The organism is Streptomyces shinuiensis, assembly GCF_043660855.1.
Taxonomy (GTDB): domain Bacteria; phylum Actinomycetota; class Actinomycetes; order Streptomycetales; family Streptomycetaceae; genus Streptomyces.
Genome location: NZ_JBIHML010000008.1, coordinates 22133 through 37206 on the forward strand (window position 1 = coordinate 22133; position 15074 = coordinate 37206).

At 73.6% G+C, this 15074-nt stretch carries 14 protein-coding genes; 13 read left to right on the forward strand and 1 reads right to left on the reverse strand.

What is annotated here, in order from left to right:
• Positions 1–27: 27 nt before the first annotated feature.
• Positions 28–2187, forward strand: a complete 2160-nt coding sequence (locus tag ACGRHY_RS30165) for a B12-binding domain-containing radical SAM protein (protein ID WP_394638850.1) — start codon at positions 28–30, stop codon at positions 2185–2187.
• Positions 2188–2230: 43 nt separating this feature from the next.
• On the opposite strand, the gene ACGRHY_RS30170 is transcribed toward ACGRHY_RS30165, so the two are convergent.
• Positions 2231–2851 carry a hypothetical protein gene (locus tag ACGRHY_RS30170; protein ID WP_394638397.1) on the reverse strand — a complete coding sequence of 207 codons (621 nt, stop codon included), beginning with the start codon at positions 2849–2851 and terminating at the stop codon, positions 2231–2233.
• A gap of 74 nt (positions 2852–2925) precedes the next feature.
• On the opposite strand from ACGRHY_RS30170, the gene ACGRHY_RS30175 reads away from it, so the two are divergent.
• From ACGRHY_RS30175 to ACGRHY_RS30230, 12 genes are all read left to right on the forward strand, one after another.
• Entirely contained in the window at positions 2926–4029 is a 1104-nt protein-coding gene (locus tag ACGRHY_RS30175) for an aldo/keto reductase (protein WP_394638396.1), read from the forward strand.
• Positions 4026–4865 (forward strand): endonuclease/exonuclease/phosphatase family protein, encoded by an 840-nt coding sequence (locus ACGRHY_RS30180; protein WP_394638851.1) that lies wholly within the window; start codon positions 4026–4028, stop codon positions 4863–4865. The genes ACGRHY_RS30175 and ACGRHY_RS30180 overlap by 4 nt, the downstream gene beginning before the upstream one ends.
• Positions 4865–6427, forward strand: coding sequence for a Rossmann-fold NAD(P)-binding domain-containing protein (locus ACGRHY_RS30185; RefSeq protein ID WP_394638852.1), 1563 nt, complete (start codon positions 4865–4867; stop codon positions 6425–6427). The genes ACGRHY_RS30180 and ACGRHY_RS30185 overlap by 1 nt, the downstream gene beginning before the upstream one ends.
• A complete protein-coding gene (locus ACGRHY_RS30190) occupies positions 6424–7116 on the forward strand; it encodes a hypothetical protein (protein ID WP_394638853.1) in 693 nt (230 codons plus the stop codon). The genes ACGRHY_RS30185 and ACGRHY_RS30190 overlap by 4 nt, the downstream gene beginning before the upstream one ends.
• Positions 7113–7883, forward strand: coding sequence for a methyltransferase domain-containing protein (locus tag ACGRHY_RS30195; RefSeq protein WP_394638854.1), 771 nt, complete (start codon positions 7113–7115; stop codon positions 7881–7883). The genes ACGRHY_RS30190 and ACGRHY_RS30195 overlap by 4 nt, the downstream gene beginning before the upstream one ends.
• Before the next feature lie 390 nt (positions 7884–8273).
• Positions 8274–8729: a hypothetical protein gene (locus ACGRHY_RS30200; protein WP_394638855.1), complete on the forward strand. Its 456-nt coding sequence runs from the start codon at positions 8274–8276 to the stop codon at positions 8727–8729.
• Entirely contained in the window at positions 8726–9784 is a 1059-nt protein-coding gene (locus ACGRHY_RS30205; RefSeq protein WP_394638583.1) for a GNAT family N-acetyltransferase, read from the forward strand. Before ACGRHY_RS30200 ends, ACGRHY_RS30205 begins: the two co-directional genes overlap by 4 nt.
• The gene (locus tag ACGRHY_RS30210; protein WP_394638584.1) at positions 9777–10112 is read left to right on the forward strand and encodes a hypothetical protein; all 336 of its coding nucleotides are present in this window, start codon (positions 9777–9779) and stop codon (positions 10110–10112) included. The genes ACGRHY_RS30205 and ACGRHY_RS30210 overlap by 8 nt, the downstream gene beginning before the upstream one ends.
• Before the next feature lie 159 nt (positions 10113–10271).
• Positions 10272–10781 carry an NUDIX hydrolase gene (locus tag ACGRHY_RS30215; RefSeq protein WP_394638585.1) on the forward strand — a complete coding sequence of 170 codons (510 nt, stop codon included), beginning with the start codon at positions 10272–10274 and terminating at the stop codon, positions 10779–10781.
• An 80-nt stretch (positions 10782–10861) separates the two neighbouring features.
• A complete protein-coding gene (locus tag ACGRHY_RS30220) occupies positions 10862–11785 on the forward strand; it encodes a phosphotransferase (protein ID WP_394638586.1) in 924 nt (307 codons plus the stop codon).
• A 151-nt stretch (positions 11786–11936) separates the two neighbouring features.
• Positions 11937–13115 carry a protein-L-isoaspartate O-methyltransferase family protein gene (locus ACGRHY_RS30225; protein WP_394638587.1) on the forward strand — a complete coding sequence of 393 codons (1179 nt, stop codon included), beginning with the start codon at positions 11937–11939 and terminating at the stop codon, positions 13113–13115.
• Positions 13112–15074: ATP-binding cassette domain-containing protein (locus tag ACGRHY_RS30230; RefSeq protein WP_394638856.1), on the forward strand; the 1963-nt coding region annotated here is incomplete at its 3' end. The genes ACGRHY_RS30225 and ACGRHY_RS30230, both read left to right, overlap by 4 nt.

Below are 15074 nucleotides of genomic sequence, written 5' to 3' on the forward strand. Positions count from 1 at the left end.
CCCCTTCTTTCAACAGGAGGTATGACCGTGGACGAACGAGACGTCGACCATCCGGTCGGCCGACTGGCGTGCGCTGTACGGGCCGCCTGCCCGGACAGCCGGCCACTGGACGACGCCGACATACAGGCGCTGGAGTCGCTGCTGATCGATCCGGGCCGCCTGCGTACCCGCCTGGAGGAGCACCTGCGCGGGCACGGGGCGCGGGTGCGGGTGGCGGGCACGCTGGAGCGACGTCTGGTGCTGCTGCAGGAGCCGGGCGGTGGCGCCTGGTGGGCTGCTGACCTGTCCGGCCTGCCGCACGGCACCCGTCGCTGGCCGGCGTGGACCGGCGGCCGGGTGGAGATCGCCGATCCCGACTCGTGGCTGTCGCCGGTCCTGCTCACAGACGAGGCGGCGGAGCGGCTGGAGCGGCCCGATGTGCTGCTGGCCGCGCTCTACCACCCCGAGCACTTCCCGCTGCCCCGCTTTCCGCTGGGGATCTCCGATGTGGCGCGGGCCGCGCGGAGCACTCTCATGGGCACCGTGACCCTGACCGACATGCAGTTAGGCGCCACCCTGGAGGGTCTGGCCGAGCAGATCACCGCCGCCCCGCCGGACATCCTGGGCATCTCGGCGACGTTCGGGCAGCACGATCTGATGACCGCGCTGCTGGATGCGGCGTTCGCGCTGCCGGCCCCGCCGATGGTCGTGGTCGGGGGCAGCCTGACCGCCCGCAACGAGGGCCTGCTGCTGGAGCGCTACCCGGATCTGCTGGTCGCCCGGGGCAGCGGCGAGGCCACCGCCGAGGGGCTGCTGGCCCACTGGCACGGCGACCTCGACCGCAGCGAGGTGCCCGGCCTGGGATTCAACGGCGCCGCACGCGGCGGGGCCCTGGCCATCGGCCGGCCACGCCGGACGGCCAAGCCCGTCGCCCGCGAGACCGCCGATGACATCCTGCCCGAGCTCGATCTGCTGCCCGCCACGTTCGAGCACCACGGCGTCGCCCAACTGGAGACCAGCCGGGGCTGCACGAACTTCTGCAGCTTCTGCCCGCGGGGCCACAAGGGCAGCTGGGCCGGCGCCGCCCCGCAGAAGCTGCCGTGGATGCTGGAGCAGATGCGGGCCGTCTTCGACCGCTACCCCGACGTCTCGCGGACGTTGTACCTGGTGGATGAGGAGATCATCGGCCGCGGCGACGGGGCGGTGGAGCGGGTGCTTGAGCTGGCCCGTCTGGTGCACGGTGCCGGCTTCCGGTGGGAGTCCAGCTGCCGTGTCGACCAGGTGGCCGACCTCGGCCGGGATGAGGACTGGCATGTGGAGCGGGCGCAGATGTGGCGCACACTGCTCGCGCGGGGGCTGCGGCGGATGCTGTTCGGTGTCGAGTCCGGCGTCGACTCTGTCCTGGACCGGTTCAACAAGGAGACCAGCGGCGAGCAGAACGCGCTGGCGATCCGGACGCTGTCCGTGCTGGGCATTCCGACCCGCTACACCTACATCACCTTCGATCCGCTGATGAGCCTGGCGGAGCTGAAGGCCACCTACGCCTTCCAGGGCCGCACCGACCTGCTGCTGCGCCCTCAGCCCGGCCTGCCGGCGGTGGAGGTGGTGCGCGGGGTGCGCGATGCCGCGTGGGTCGCCGAGCACGCCGCCGGGCGGCCGCTGCACACCGGGATCTCCTACATGCTGGTGTCCATGGAGTGCCTCGTCGGCGCCGCCTACACCCGCACTGCGGAGCGGGCCGGGCTGACTGGTGAGGTGGAGCCGCTGATGGGGCGGGTGGCGTGCCGGTACGCCGACTGGCGGATCGGGGTGGCCAGTAGCTGGGCGCAGCGGTGGATCGACCGGCACTTCGCGCTGGACTACACCCTCAAGAGCCTGGAGAAGGTCCTCGACGGCGCCCCCCGGCACGCGGTGCGGCAGGCCCGGGTGGTGCTCAAGGACGCCGCGTACGCGGTGCTCGGCGACATGATCGCCGCCATCGAGGGCTTCGCGCCGGGCCGCCCCGGTGCCGGGGAGCTGTCGAGCCGGATCCAGACGGCGCTGGAGGCGCGGGTGGAGGTGCTGCGCGGCCAGATGGCGCCGGTGGTGGACCGGGTCGGGCGGCAGCTGCGCGGCGACCAGGCGGTGATGCTGCGCCGGGAACACCAGCGGTGGGAGTTGGCCGCGACGTGGTACCTGATCAACGCGGCGGACCCCTGTGGCACGTGAGCGGGTGCCGGTGCCCCGCCGACCGGGCGGGGCACCGGCTGGATCAGGCTCCGGTCTTCTCCGGGATCGGCACCCAGTTGAACTCGTCGCAGAAGCGGGCGTAGGTGACCAGCTTCCAGGCCGCGTACTCCTCCAGCCGGCCCGAGGAGCGCAGCAGGTGCTTGACCCAGGTGTGGGCGATGCGCTCTTCGCGAGTCATGGTCTGGTCGATCTGGTCCAGCATCCGGCAGGCGACGGTGAAGTCGTCGACCGTCAGGGCGCTGAGGTCGATCTCGATGCCGTCGAGGGTGAAGGAGAAGACCAGGCGGGAGGTGGCAAAGCTGGTCTGGCGCTCGCCGAGGAAGGTGGTGTGACCGGCGAGGACCTCCTTGAGCCGGTCGCGGTCTTCGACCGGGTAGCCGATGCCCAGGTCGAGGTCGGAGGTCTGAAGGTTCAGCCGGGTGCCGAAGGAGCCGACGTCGCGGGGGGCGTGGCCGGTCCACTGCTCGATCCGGTCCGCGGCGGCGGCCCGCACGCGGTGCAGCCGCTCGTCGTGGGTGCGCATCGCGTTGTAGAAGGCGGTCGCGCGGGCGAACTCGGCGTCGGAGAAGTCGCCGCGGTCGGCCCAGCCCTTCCGCGTGATCGCGGTCAAATCCAGCTCGGTGGCGGGGTGTTGTGTCGTCACGTCCGGCACCTTAGCCACTCCCGCTCCACTCTCGCCCCTGTTTGTGATGGAAAGAGAAGAAAGAGGTGATCGTTGTGGGTACTGCGTCACCCGGTGTGCCGCGCCGCACGCTGGCCGGCGGACTGCGCGTGCACCCGATCGGGGTCGGCGGCTGGGCCCTGGGCGGGCCCGGCCACAACCTCGGGCTGCCGATGGGGTGGTCCACCGCCGACGACGCCGCCTCCCGCCGCGGCCTGGAGGTGGCCTACGAGCGGGGGGCGAACCTGATCGACACCGCGGACGTGTACGGCCACGGGCACTCCGAGCGGATCATCGGGGACTTCGCCGCCACCGTGCCCCGGGAGAGCCTGGTGCTCTCCAGCAAGGTCGGCTACTTCCGCGGCACCGCCGCCCACTCTTACCTGCCTGCGGCGATGCGCCGCCAGCTGGAGACCAGCTTGGAGAACCTGCGCACCGACTACCTGGACATCTACTTCTTCCACCACTCCGACTTCGGCCCCGACGACCGCTACCTGGAGCCGGCCGTTGCGCAGATGCGTGCCTTCCAGCGCGAAGGGCTGATCAAGACCATCGGGATGCGCGGCCCGCACCGCTTCGCGACTGAGCGCCTGACCGTCCCCAAGCAGCAGCGCGACGACAAGTACGCCCGGTTCGCGCACCTGGCCGAGGTGATCCGGCCGGACTACCTGGCGGCCCGGTTCAACGCGCTCACCCCGCCTCCGGCCGGCGGGCGGCCGGACATCTTCGCCCTGGCCGCCTCGATGGGGGCGAGCGTGCTGGTCAACAAGCCCCTCGCGCAGGGCCTGCTGACCGGCAAGCACCACCCCGGCCGGCCACCGGTCTTCGGTGTTGGGGACCACCGGCTGCGCAAGGCCTGGTTCACCCCGGGCGCCCTGGCGATCGTCCACGACCACCTGGCGCCGCTGCGGGACCGCTTCGGCCACGCGCCCGGGCAGCTGGCCCGCGTCTTCGTGCACTACTGCCTCCGCCAGGCCGACCATGCCGCCGTCCTGGTGGGCTTCACCCGCCCCGAACAGGCCGCCGAGAACCTCGCTCCCCTCGACGCCGAGCTCACCGCCGACGACCTGGCCTTCATCAGCCAGATCACCGGCCGCCTCCAGCAGGCCCTGGACGCCCACACCGAGGTCTTCGTCGACGAGAAGGGCACCGAGCGATGACCACCGCAGACCGGCAGCTGTCTCTCCTGAACCCCGGCGCCCCGCCCCGCCCGGGCGCCACGGGTGCCGCGCAGGTGCTGCTGTTCAACACCCAGCACGCCGCCCCGGCCCGCGCCCGCCGCCAGGTGGCGTGGATCGCCGCCCAGGACCGCGCCGACCTGGTCGTCCTCACCGAAGTCAGCTCCACCGCCGGCGGGGGCGCCCTCATCCAGGCCCTCACCGACCACGGATACACCACCGTGATCGAACCCAGACCCGCCGCCCCGGACTACCGCACCGTGCTGGCCTCCCGCACCGCCACGATGCGCGCGCTGCCCAGCACGGTGGAGTACCTGCCGCACCGCGCGCCGGCCGCCGCCATCACGATCGGCGGCCACGCCCTCGGTCTGCTGGGCCTGTACGTGCCCTCCCGCGGACCGAAAGAGCGCCGCAACGAGGCCAAGCGCGCCTTCCAGGAGGCGGTCACCGCCGCGCTCCCCGCCCTGGTGAAGGAGTGCGGCGGACTGGTCATCGTCGCCGGCGACCTCAACGTGGTCGAGCCCGGCCACACCCCGCACCACGCGGTGTTCGGGGCGTGGGAGTACGCCTTCTACGACTCCTTCGCCGCCGCCGGCCTGACCGACGCCTTCCGGCACCTGCACCCGCAGGCGGCCGACCACTCCTGGTTCGGCCGCTCCGGCCGCGGTTTCCGTTTCGACCACGCCTTCGTCACCACCGGCCACCGCGACCAGATCACCCACTGCGCCTACGACCACACCCCGCGCCGGGAGGGATTGAGCGACCACGCCGCCCTGACCCTGACCGTGCGCCTGACGCCCAGAGAGCAGCCCGCCTGATGAGCTCTGTCGCCCACACTCCGCCCGCCGTCGCGGCCATCCCGCGCCAGCCCGGCCCCGCCGCGCCCCGGCCCACCGTCCCGGTGCACACCGTCGAGGTCCGCACCCACCCGCAGGACGTCCCGGCCCTGCCCGGGCAGGTGATGGACGCCATCGGGCAGGTGGTGCCGGTCGCCGCGGTGGAGCCGATGTCCGGCGGCCTGACCGCGCACCTGGCCGACGGGGCCCGCCTCCGTGTCCTGGCCGGGCCGCCGGCCCAGCCCCGCTCCCGCCCAGCCGGCACCGTTCAGCTCACCGTCCTGCTGGAGGACTCCGGCCGACTGCCCCAGGAGACCGCCGACCGGCTGATGGGCGCGGTGGAGCGGATACCGTTCACGGCACTGGAGTGCGCGGAGCTGGCCGGGCAGATGCCGCTCACCCACCACCTGCCCGAGCACCTGCCCTCCGGCGCCCTGACCGGTATCGCTCCGGTGCTGACCGTCCACCACATGTCGGACTTTCTGGTGCTGGTCGACGCCGTGATGCGGCTGGGCGTGCCGGCCCAGGCCATCACGGTGCTCGACAAGGGCTACCGCTACCTGCACACCGCCCGGGTCGACGCGCATCTGGCCGCGCTGGGGGTGCGGGTGTGGCCGTGGGAGCAGGCCGCCGACGCGCTGGCAGACCACACGCGGCGGGCCCGGGAGATGGGGCTGCGCGGCCTGCTGGTCGACGACGGCGGCTACACCCTGCCGGTGCTGATCGAGCAGCGCCCTGACCTGCTGGATATCTTCTGCGGGCTGGTGGAGCAGACCATGTCCGGCATCACCAAACTCCAGCCCTACGGCGACCGGCTGCCGGTGCCGGTGTTCTCCGTCGCGCAGTCCCGGCTGAAGGCCACGATCGAGCCGTACGGGATCGCGGACGCGGCCTGGCGCAACCTGGTCCGGCTGCTCCCGCAGGAGAAGTTCGAAGGTCAGGCGGCTCTGGTGCTGGGGTTCGGGCGGATCGGCGCCCAGCTCGCCGAGGTGCTGCGCACCCGCCGCATGCGGGTGGCCGTCCACGACCGCTCCACCGCCGCGCTGGTGGCGGCGATGGAGCACGGGTTCACCACCGGCCCGGTAGTCACCGAGCTGCTGGAGGAGCACCGGCCGCTGCTCATCGTCGGCTCCACCGGCCGGACCTCTCTGGCCGGTGAGCACACCGCCTCCCTGCACCGCGACTGCTACCTGGTGTCGGTCACCTCCCGCGACCGGGAGTTCGCGCTGGAGGAGATGCGGCAGGCCGCCACCGCCGTCAGCGACGCCGGCCGGCTGGGGTTCCGTCTCCACCTGCCGCAGCAGATCACCGCCACGGTGATCGCCGACGGCTACCCGATCAACTTCCACTACGCCGAGTCGCTGCCCAACAAGTACGCCGACCTGGTGCTGGCCTCCCTGATCGTCGGCGCGGCCACGCTCGCCGCCGACGGTCACGGCTTCACCGCCGGGCACAACGTGGCGCGCACCGATCAGGTGCTGGAGGGCAGCGGGCTGCTGGAGCGCTACTACGCCCGTTTCGGCCCCCAGGAGGGCAACCGGTGACCAGCGAGAGTGAGCGGCGCTTCGCCCTGGCCGACCTCGGCCTGATCCTGCGCGATGCGCGGACCGGCCCCGGCTACGCGGTCGCCTGCGACCAGGCACCGGAGGGCGCCGACATGGCCGGGTTCCGGCCCCGTACCGAGACCGCGGTGTGGTGGATCCCCTGCTACGGCGTGGCCGAGGCCGCGCAGCGCGCCCTGGCCGCATCCGCCTCACCCTCTGGTGCGGTGGCCTTCCCTGCCCGCCCCGGGGGAGCGGTCCCGCACGAGATCGGGCTGGCACTGGCCTTCGCCGACCACCTCACCGCCTGCCGCAACGGCCGTCCGGTCGGGCCCTGCAGCCCAGGTCTCGTTCCGCCGCCGGTCCCAGACAAGGCGGTGCGGCTGCCGCACCTGGTGTGGGCCGCCCGGCCGCCCCACGGGCATGAGAGGGCCACCGTGGTGTGGGAACTGCTGCCCCGCCTCGCCGCCGAGCAGTGGCTCGGCGCGCCACTCCCCCGCGATCAGGCCTTTTTCGAGGAGCGTCTGACCGGGCTGCTGCACCTGAAGCAGCGCGCCCGCTACGGCCTGCCCTCAGAAGCAGCGTGGCGGCCGCTGGCCGACCTGCTGGCCGGCGGCCGCTACCTGTCCATCCGCCTCGTCTACCAACACCCCGACCTGTTCCACGACCTGCTGACGGAGACCTCTGCGTGAACTCCTGGACCACCGGCGGCGATCTCGCCGCCTCCTACACCGAGCACAGCGAAGACCTGCGCGGCGCCCTGCGGCACGCCCTGGTCACCCGCGCCCTGGCCCACCACCTGCCCGCCCGGCCCCAGCGGATCCTGGACGTTGGCGGCGGCAGCGGCATCCAGGCCCGCGCCCTGGCCGCGCGCGGCCACCACGTCACCATCCTCGACCCCGACCCGGCCATGCTGACCCGCGCCGAACACGCCTGGGCCGCCCGCTCCGAGGACACGGCCGGCACGCTCCGCCTCCTTCACGGCCGCGGCGAGGACGCCCCCCGCCTGGCCGGGACCGGCTGGGACGCGGTGCTGTGCCACGGGGTGCTGATGTATCTGGAGGATCCCGCCCCGCTGGTGGAGGCGCTGGCCGCCTGCACCCGCCCCGGCGGAATGCTCTCGATCCTGGCCAAATCGGCCGAGGCGATGGCGATGCGGCCGGCACTGGAGCGGCGCTGGGCCGACGCCCGCCGCGCGCTGACCGACCAGGCCGAGACCGGCCGGCTGGGCGCGGTCAGCCGCGGCACCCCGCGCGCCGCCCTCCAGGACTGGCTGGCCGAACACCGAGTCAACGTGACGGCCTGGTACGGGGTGCGGTGCTTCACCGACCACCTCGGTGAGGAGCCGGTCGGCGCCGACTTCGCCGAGATCCTCGACCTGGAATGGGAGGCCGGACGCCGTTCCCCGTACCGGGACATCGCCCGCCTGTTCCACCTGATCGCCCACCGCGAGCCGTGAGGTGACCGCCCCCATGCCCTTCTCGTTGACGCTGCCCGCGGTCGTGGCCACCGCCCGCCGCCACTGCACCGAGCGCTGTTTCGCCTACCACGCGAGCTGGCGCATCTTCCGCCGTGCCGGGCTGAAGGGGCACCCCGGCTGGCACACCGGCTTCTACCGCCGCGCCCTGACCACCCATCCCCTGCCCGCACACGGCCGGGTGCGGGTACTGATCTGCGGCGCCTCGGATGAGGCGATGCTCGCCACCCTGGCCCGCCTCCTGCCCCCCGAGCAGTTGGAGGTGCACCTGATCGACGCCTGCCCCACTCCGCTGCACCTGGCCGCCGCCTATGCCCGCCGGACCGGTATCACGCTCACCACCGGGCTGGACCGCGCCCCGGCCCTGACCGGATGCGCCGGACCGTACGACGTGATCGTCACCGATGGGCTGCTGTCCCTGCTGCCCACCCCGGCGACCGCGCCGCCCTCCTGGCCCGGCTGGCCGACCTGCTGGCCCCCGGCGGGCTCGTCCTCTACACCGCCCGGATCGCCGGAGCGGCCGGAGTGCTGGAGTACGACCGCATCGGCCGCCGTCTCCAGGCCGCCACCGCCCGCGCCCTGTGGCCGGCGCCCGCCGACCAGCGGCGCGACCTGGCCGGCCAGATCCTCACCCGCCCCTCCCGGCCCAGCCCCTTCGCTGCCCCCGGCCAGGTCCGCGCCGCCTTCACGGCCGTGTTCGGCGACGTGCGCTGCTGCCTGCGCCGCACCCCGCCCACTCTCGCGCTCGCCCTGGCTCCCACCGTGCGCGCTGGGCAGGGCAGTGCCTGCGTCGGCATCGCCGCCCGAGCTCCCCGGAGCCTGCCATGACCTACCCCGCCCCCCGGCTCGCCGCCTACCGTCCCGGCACCGGCCTGGACGACCAGCTCGCCGCCCTCGGCTACGCCTGCATCCACGGCTGGCCCGACCAGCGCCCCATCACCCCCGCCCTGGTCCGCTCCCGGCTCCGCCCGCCCGGCGAGGCGGCCGCCCCCACTCTGCTCGCCACCGTCCACGCCACCGGTGGGGAACTGATCGCGGCCGCGGCACTGCGCCACCCGCCCGCCCCCGGCGGGACCGGGCGCCTGTGGGGCCCGGTGGTCCACCCCGCCCACCAGCGCCGCGGCCTGGGCACCCGGCTCCTTCACACCCTCGCTGAGCCGCTCGCCGCCTTCCCCGGCACCGCGGCCACCGCCGAGATCCCCGCCCAGCGCACCGCTGCCGGCGCCTTCTTCACCCGCCACCGCTGGCAACCCACTGCCGGCGCCACCCTCCTCAAAGCCACCCTGCCCCTGCCGGCGGCGCCCGCCGGCCCCGCCACAGTGGCCCTACGCGCTCCGTGCCCCGGGGAGGACCTGACCGAGCCACTGGGGCTGTTGTACGCCGCCGCCCGGCCCGAGGAACCCGCCCCGGCGGCCACCGGGGCCTGGGACCGCTGGCAAGCCGACGAGCGCTACACCTCCCACTGCCTGACCCTCGCTCACAACCACGACGGCCGCCTCTTGGCCGCCGCCCTGGTCTATCCCTTGGCTCACACCGCCCCCGGCGAGCCGGCCGAAGCCCTCCTCGGCGACCTCCTGCTCCGGCCACCCCTGGCGCCCGACCGGCTCGACACCGGCCGCCGGGCCGCCGCCCACGCCGTGGCGGCCGCCCACCGCCTCGGCGCGGCCACCGCCCGCGCGGTCATCCCCGACCACCACCAGCCGGTCGTCGACTGCCTGACCGCCCTGGGCTTCACCATTACCGCCCCGATCGGCTACTGGCACGCCCCGACCGCAGCCCGAACCTGGCCGCACCGCGCGACCGCGGCCGCCCTGAGGTCTGCTTCCCGCCAGCCGAAGGACGGCACGGCCACCGGGACAGGAGCGAGGAGCGCCGATGAGTAACCCCACCGACCTGCTGGGCAAGCGACGTCTCATTGCCAGACGCATCGGCGCCGCGTTGAGCGCGGCCGTCCTGGTGCTGCTGCACCTGGTGGCGGTGTACCTGGTCGCCCTGGCGTACGCGGCCGGGCACGCCTCCCCGTGGGAGCGGGACGCCGCCGCCCACTCCAGTGTCCCGGCAGGCCTCACCCTGGTGGCTGCCGCCACCTCCGCCCTGCTGACCTGGTCAGGCGTCAAGAGCCGACGGCTGCGTCGAGGGTGGTATGCCCTCCCCGTCGCCCTGGCCGCCGCCGCTCTCCTGCGGCTGACCCTCCTCGCCCCAGACCCCTGACACCTGCAGCACGGCGGGCGCCGCGCCGAGATGACCCCACCACCTCACGACTTGAATCCGAACACGTGACCGGAGTTGCGCCTCTTGGTGGCGTGACAGGCCCGGACGGACCCTCGTTAACCGATCACCTGCACGAACACGCCGCTCTAGGAGACCCCTTTGGCCATCACCCCCAGTGTCATTGGCGCGCATCTGCTGTTCGAACGCGACGGATACATCCTGCTGGGCAAGCGCGTCCCGGACGCGCTCTACGCCCCCGACACCTGGCATGTACCGGCAGGCGGTGTGGAGTACGAGCCCGCCACCGCCGGTGCGGCCCGCGAAGGCTTCGAGGAACTCGCCGTCACCATCCGTGAGAAGGACCTGGAGCTGGTCCACACCGTCCACATGCTCGACCCCGGCGGCGACGGCGTGCCGAAGCTGCAGATGTTCTTCCGCGTCCATGCCTGGCAGGGCAGCCCGTACATCGCCGAGCCGGACAAGTGCTCCGCGCTGGACTGGTTCGCCTGGGACTCGTTGCCAACGCCGCTGGTGGACTACACCCGCACCGCGCTGGACGGCGTCCGGGCCGGCCGCGCCTTCACCGCACTGGGCTGGCCGGCCGCCGAAGCCCCGTACCCGGCTGTCGCGATGCCCACTTCCGCGCCAGTCGAGGAAGGAACTCGGTGACGGTGCGCGAAGGGAGTACAGCGCCCACCGTTCAGGGAACCGGCCGGTGCGAGATCACCAGGCCAAACACCGGGACGGCCATGCCGCAGGACCTACGCAGGTGGGTGATGGCCCAGTGCGGCCAGGCGGTACAGATCACTGATGTGTCCTGGCCGCGGGCCACCTCGCGGGTCTGGCGCGTGTGGCGCGGCGACACCTCCACCGCGGGCTACGTCAAGATCGCCCCGACCGCCCGCCACTTCCAGCGCGAGATCCGCACCTACCGCAGCGCCCTGGCCGGGCTGCGGCCCGGAGGCGCCCCGCTCCTGCTCGCCGACGAGCCGCGGCTGCACGCGCTGATGATCTCCGCCGTGTCCGGCACCCTGGTCCACCATCTGCCTCCCGCCGGCGCCCACGCGCGCGTCATCCACCGCGCGGCGGGGCGACTGCTGCGCCGGCTGCACGACGCGGCGCTGCACGTACCTCAGGCGCGGCGGCAGGCGGACGCCGTCGCGCACCGCGCCGTCACCCGTTCCGCGGTGCACCTGGAGCGGGCAGGGCAGTTGCTCACCCGCGAGCAACGGGAGCTGGTGCACCGCAGCCGGCAGATCGTGGGCGACCTGGCCGACCGGCTGCCGGTGGCCTGGCGTCACGGCGACTTCCGGCCGCGGAACTGGCTGTGGCAGGCCAGCAGCGAGAGCTTGGGCGTGATCGACTTCGAACGGTCCGAGATCGGGATCGCGGTGGCGGATCTCGCCGCCTTGGCAGCCGGCCCGTGGGCGGCCCGGCCCGGGCTGCGGGAAGTGTTCCTCGACGGCTACGGACGCCCGCTGACCGGCGAGGAGGCCCGGGCGCTGCCCGCGTTCACCACGCTGGCCGCCCTGGACGACCTGCAGTGGGCCGAAGCCTGCGGCACCGCGCACGAGGCAGCCCAGGCCCACGACGCACTGGCCCGGCTGGCGGACGCCCACCGGCGAGCCGCCCCCACCGCACGACACCCCCACGCCCGAAGACGCCCGACCTGACCGCCACACCGCCCCCCTGCCCGCACCCGTTCCTCACCTTGCCGGAGGCCTGCCCGTGCACCCCTGCCCACCACCCGCTCCACCCGCCGACGAGAACCACCCCACCCCTGCGGCTTCAAGCTGCCCGGAGGCCGCAGCCGCCAGAGCCGACATGGTGGCCCGCCTGGAAACCGACGGCCAGTTGCACGACCCAATGGTGCGCGCCGCGCTGCTGGCCGTGCGGCGCGAGGTACTGCTGCCACGGGCGTACGTGCGCCGCAACACCCCCGGCGCGCAACCGGGCGTGTGGCAACTGCTGGACGGCACCCACCCCGAGGACCACGCCGAGTGGCTGAAAATGCTCTACGACGGCGGCTCGGTACTCGTCCAACACGACGGCGAAGACCTGGCCGCCCAGCGGCGCGGGACGGTAACCGGCGGGGCAATCACCGGACTGAGCAGCACGGTGGCCATGACCGCCCACACCCTCCAGCGCCTGGAGCTACGGCCAGGACTGCGCTACCTGGAGCTGGGCACCGGCGCGGGGATCACCGCCGCCTTGGCCGCCCACCTCCTCGGCCCCGGCGCGGTGGTCACGGTCGAAGCCGACCCACACCTGGCCACCGCCGCCCGCCGACGGCTCGCCGAGCACGGCCTTCCGGTACGGGTGGTGGCCGGTGACGGTCTGGACGGCTGCGCCGACGGCGGCCCCTACAACCGGATCCTGTCGACGTTCGCCGTCCCCTCCATCCCACCCGCCTGGCTGGAGCAGCTGGCCGAGGGCGGGCGGCTGCTCACCACGATCACCACCGCCTCGCCCGGCTGGCCCGGGGAGTGCCTGGTGCGGCGCACCGGCAACGACTTCGAGGCGGTCCTGGAGGGGCGGGAGTGCGGGCACCGGCCAGTGGCCGGCCACCGCTGGCTCTCCGTCCAAGACCACCGCCACCTGGCGAACCAAGAGCCCGCTCGGCGCCGCACCACCGACGTGCCCCCTCCAGAGACCGACGCGCATGGCTTCTGGCTGGCTTTTTCTTACCTCGCCCCCGGGGTGGTGCGGGACTTCACCGCCGACCACCTCACCCTGATCGCCCCAGGCGACGCCTCCTGGACCCGGGCCGTTCCTGACGGACCCGGCACCTGGCGCATCGAGGAAGGCGGCCGGCGGGAGATCTGGGCCGAGGTCGAGGAGGCCCACCGGCGGTGGGTGCGCGCCGGGCGGCCGGACACGTACCGGCTGGAGTTCTCTGGCGGTCGCCAGCGCGCCGAGGCCGGGCACGGCACGGACACCATCGGCTGGGACCTGCCGACCGGATCGGTCTTGTCGGCGCCGCGGGACGGGGGCCGGGCATGAGCGACAACGAGACCCCCTCCCCCGCCGCGGAAGCACCCGGCGTTCCGCGTCAGCGCGGCGGGGCGTTGCCGCTGCCTCCGGTCTCCATCCCGCCCGGCCCGGACGGTGAGGGCCTCACCGGCGGCATGAAGGAGGCGTACTGGTCGGTGTACGACGGGGCCGCGGCCCAGGCGAGCGTGCGGCAGCTGCTGGGGCGGCTGCCGCGCATCACCGGCCAGGTCGGCGCTCTGGCCTGGCGGGCCGACCCCCGGGCGATGGTGGCGGTGGTGGCGCTGCAGCTGGCGTCCGCGGCCATGGCGGCCTTCGGACTGATGGCGTCGGTGGCCGTGCTCCAGGAGCTCTTCGCCCACGGACCCACTCCGGAGCGGGTGCGCGCCGCCGCTCCCCAGCTGCTGGTGGTGGTGGCGTTCTTCGCCGCCCGCGGGCTGCTGGAGAGCGGGGTCGCTCTCGGCCAGGCCCGGCTGACGCCGAAGATCCGCACCGCGCTGGAGGCGGAGTTTCTGTCCCTGACCGCGCGGGTGCGGCTGGAGATCATCGACGACGCCGACTGGCACGACGAGGTCTACCGGGCCTATGACCGGGGTCTGTTCTACGCCCGGCAGATCGTCGGCCAGGTCGTCTCCCTGGCCTCCGCGTCCCTGGGCCTGCTGGGCACCGCCTCGGTGCTGGCCGTGCTGCATCCGGTGCTGCTGCCGCTGTTGCTGCTGTCGGTGGTGCCGGTTGGTGCGGCCGCCATCCGCGCCTCCCGCGCCCGGTTCGTCTCCTTCAAGCGGTGGAACGCCATGCAGCGCCGGGTGCGGCTCTTCTCCTGGCTGCTGCTGGACCGCGACACGGCCGCCGAGCTGCGCTCGGACACCGCCGCCCCGGCCCTGCTGGCCGAACACCACCGCATCACGGGCCTCATCGCCGCCGAGGACACCCGTCTGGGCACCGGCGCCGCCGTCACCAACCTGCTCGGCCGGGCCCTGGGCGGGATGGGCACCGGCCTGACCTACCTCGCGCTCGGCGCCATGCTGATCGCCGGCTGGCTCCCTCTGGCCGCCGGCGCCGGGGCGGCCCTGGCCATCCAGACCGGCCAGCGGGCCCTGACCCGGCTGGTCGACGTCGCCCACCTGGTCTACGAGCACGCCCTGTGGGTCGACGACCTACTGTCCACGGTGGAGCGCTGCCGTGCCCTGCTGCCCCGCCGTACCGGCCGGCTGGCACCCCCTGCCGTGCGGGAGATCACCCTTACCGACGTCTCCTACACCTACCCCGGCAAGGACACCCCCGCGCTGAATGGCGTCTCGATGACCCTGCGGGCCGGCCAGACCGTGGCATTCGTCGGCGCCAACGGCTCGGGCAAGTCCACCTGCTCCCGCCTGATCGCCGGGCTCTACAACCCCAGCGAGGGCACCATCGACTGGGACGGCACCGACGTGAGGGAGCTGGACGCCGAGTCCCTCCAGGCCCGCGTCGCCGCCGTCCTGCAGGACCCGGTGCGCTTCCCCTTCTCCGCCCTGGCCAACATCACCGTCTCGCGCGGCACCCTCACCGACGCCGACCCCGAGCGCGCCCACACCGCCGCCGTCGCCTCCGGCGCCGACCAGGTCATCGCCGCCCTCCCCGGCACCTGGACCGCGCTGCTGTCCAAACGCTTCAAGGACGGCCAGGAACTCTCAGCCGGCCAATGGGCGAAAATCGCCGTCGCCCGCGGCCTGTACAAGGACGCCCCCGTCCTGCTGCTGGACGAGCCCACCGCCAGCATGGACCCCCGCGCCGAACACGCCGTCTACCAAGCCGTCCTCCACGGCCGGCGGCACCCGGGCCGCATCACCGTCCTCATCTCCCACCGCCTGGCCTCGGTGGTCGACTGCGACCACATCTACGTCTTCGACGGCGGCCGGATCACTGAATCCGGCACCCACCACGAGCTGATGGCGCTGGGCGGCGAGTACGCCCAAATGTTCGCCCTCCAAG

What these genes read in the sequence shown, in the direction of transcription:
- ACGRHY_RS30180 (WP_394638851.1), top strand. Translation starts at nt 4,026, where the DNA reads ATGACCACCGCAGACCGGCAGCTGTCTCTCCTGAACCCCGGCGCCCCG.
- ACGRHY_RS30210 (WP_394638584.1), top strand. Translation starts at nt 9,777, where the DNA reads ATGAGTAACCCCACCGACCTGCTGGGCAAGCGACGTCTCATTGCCAGA.
- ACGRHY_RS30185 (WP_394638852.1), top strand. Translation starts at nt 4,865, where the DNA reads ATGAGCTCTGTCGCCCACACTCCGCCCGCCGTCGCGGCCATCCCGCGC.
- ACGRHY_RS30225 (WP_394638587.1), top strand. Translation starts at nt 11,937, where the DNA reads ATGGTGGCCCGCCTGGAAACCGACGGCCAGTTGCACGACCCAATGGTG.
- ACGRHY_RS30200 (WP_394638855.1), top strand. Translation starts at nt 8,274, where the DNA reads ATGCGCCGGACCGTACGACGTGATCGTCACCGATGGGCTGCTGTCCCT.
- ACGRHY_RS30220 (WP_394638586.1), top strand. Translation starts at nt 10,862, where the DNA reads ATGCCGCAGGACCTACGCAGGTGGGTGATGGCCCAGTGCGGCCAGGCG.
- ACGRHY_RS30205 (WP_394638583.1), top strand. Translation starts at nt 8,726, where the DNA reads ATGACCTACCCCGCCCCCCGGCTCGCCGCCTACCGTCCCGGCACCGGC.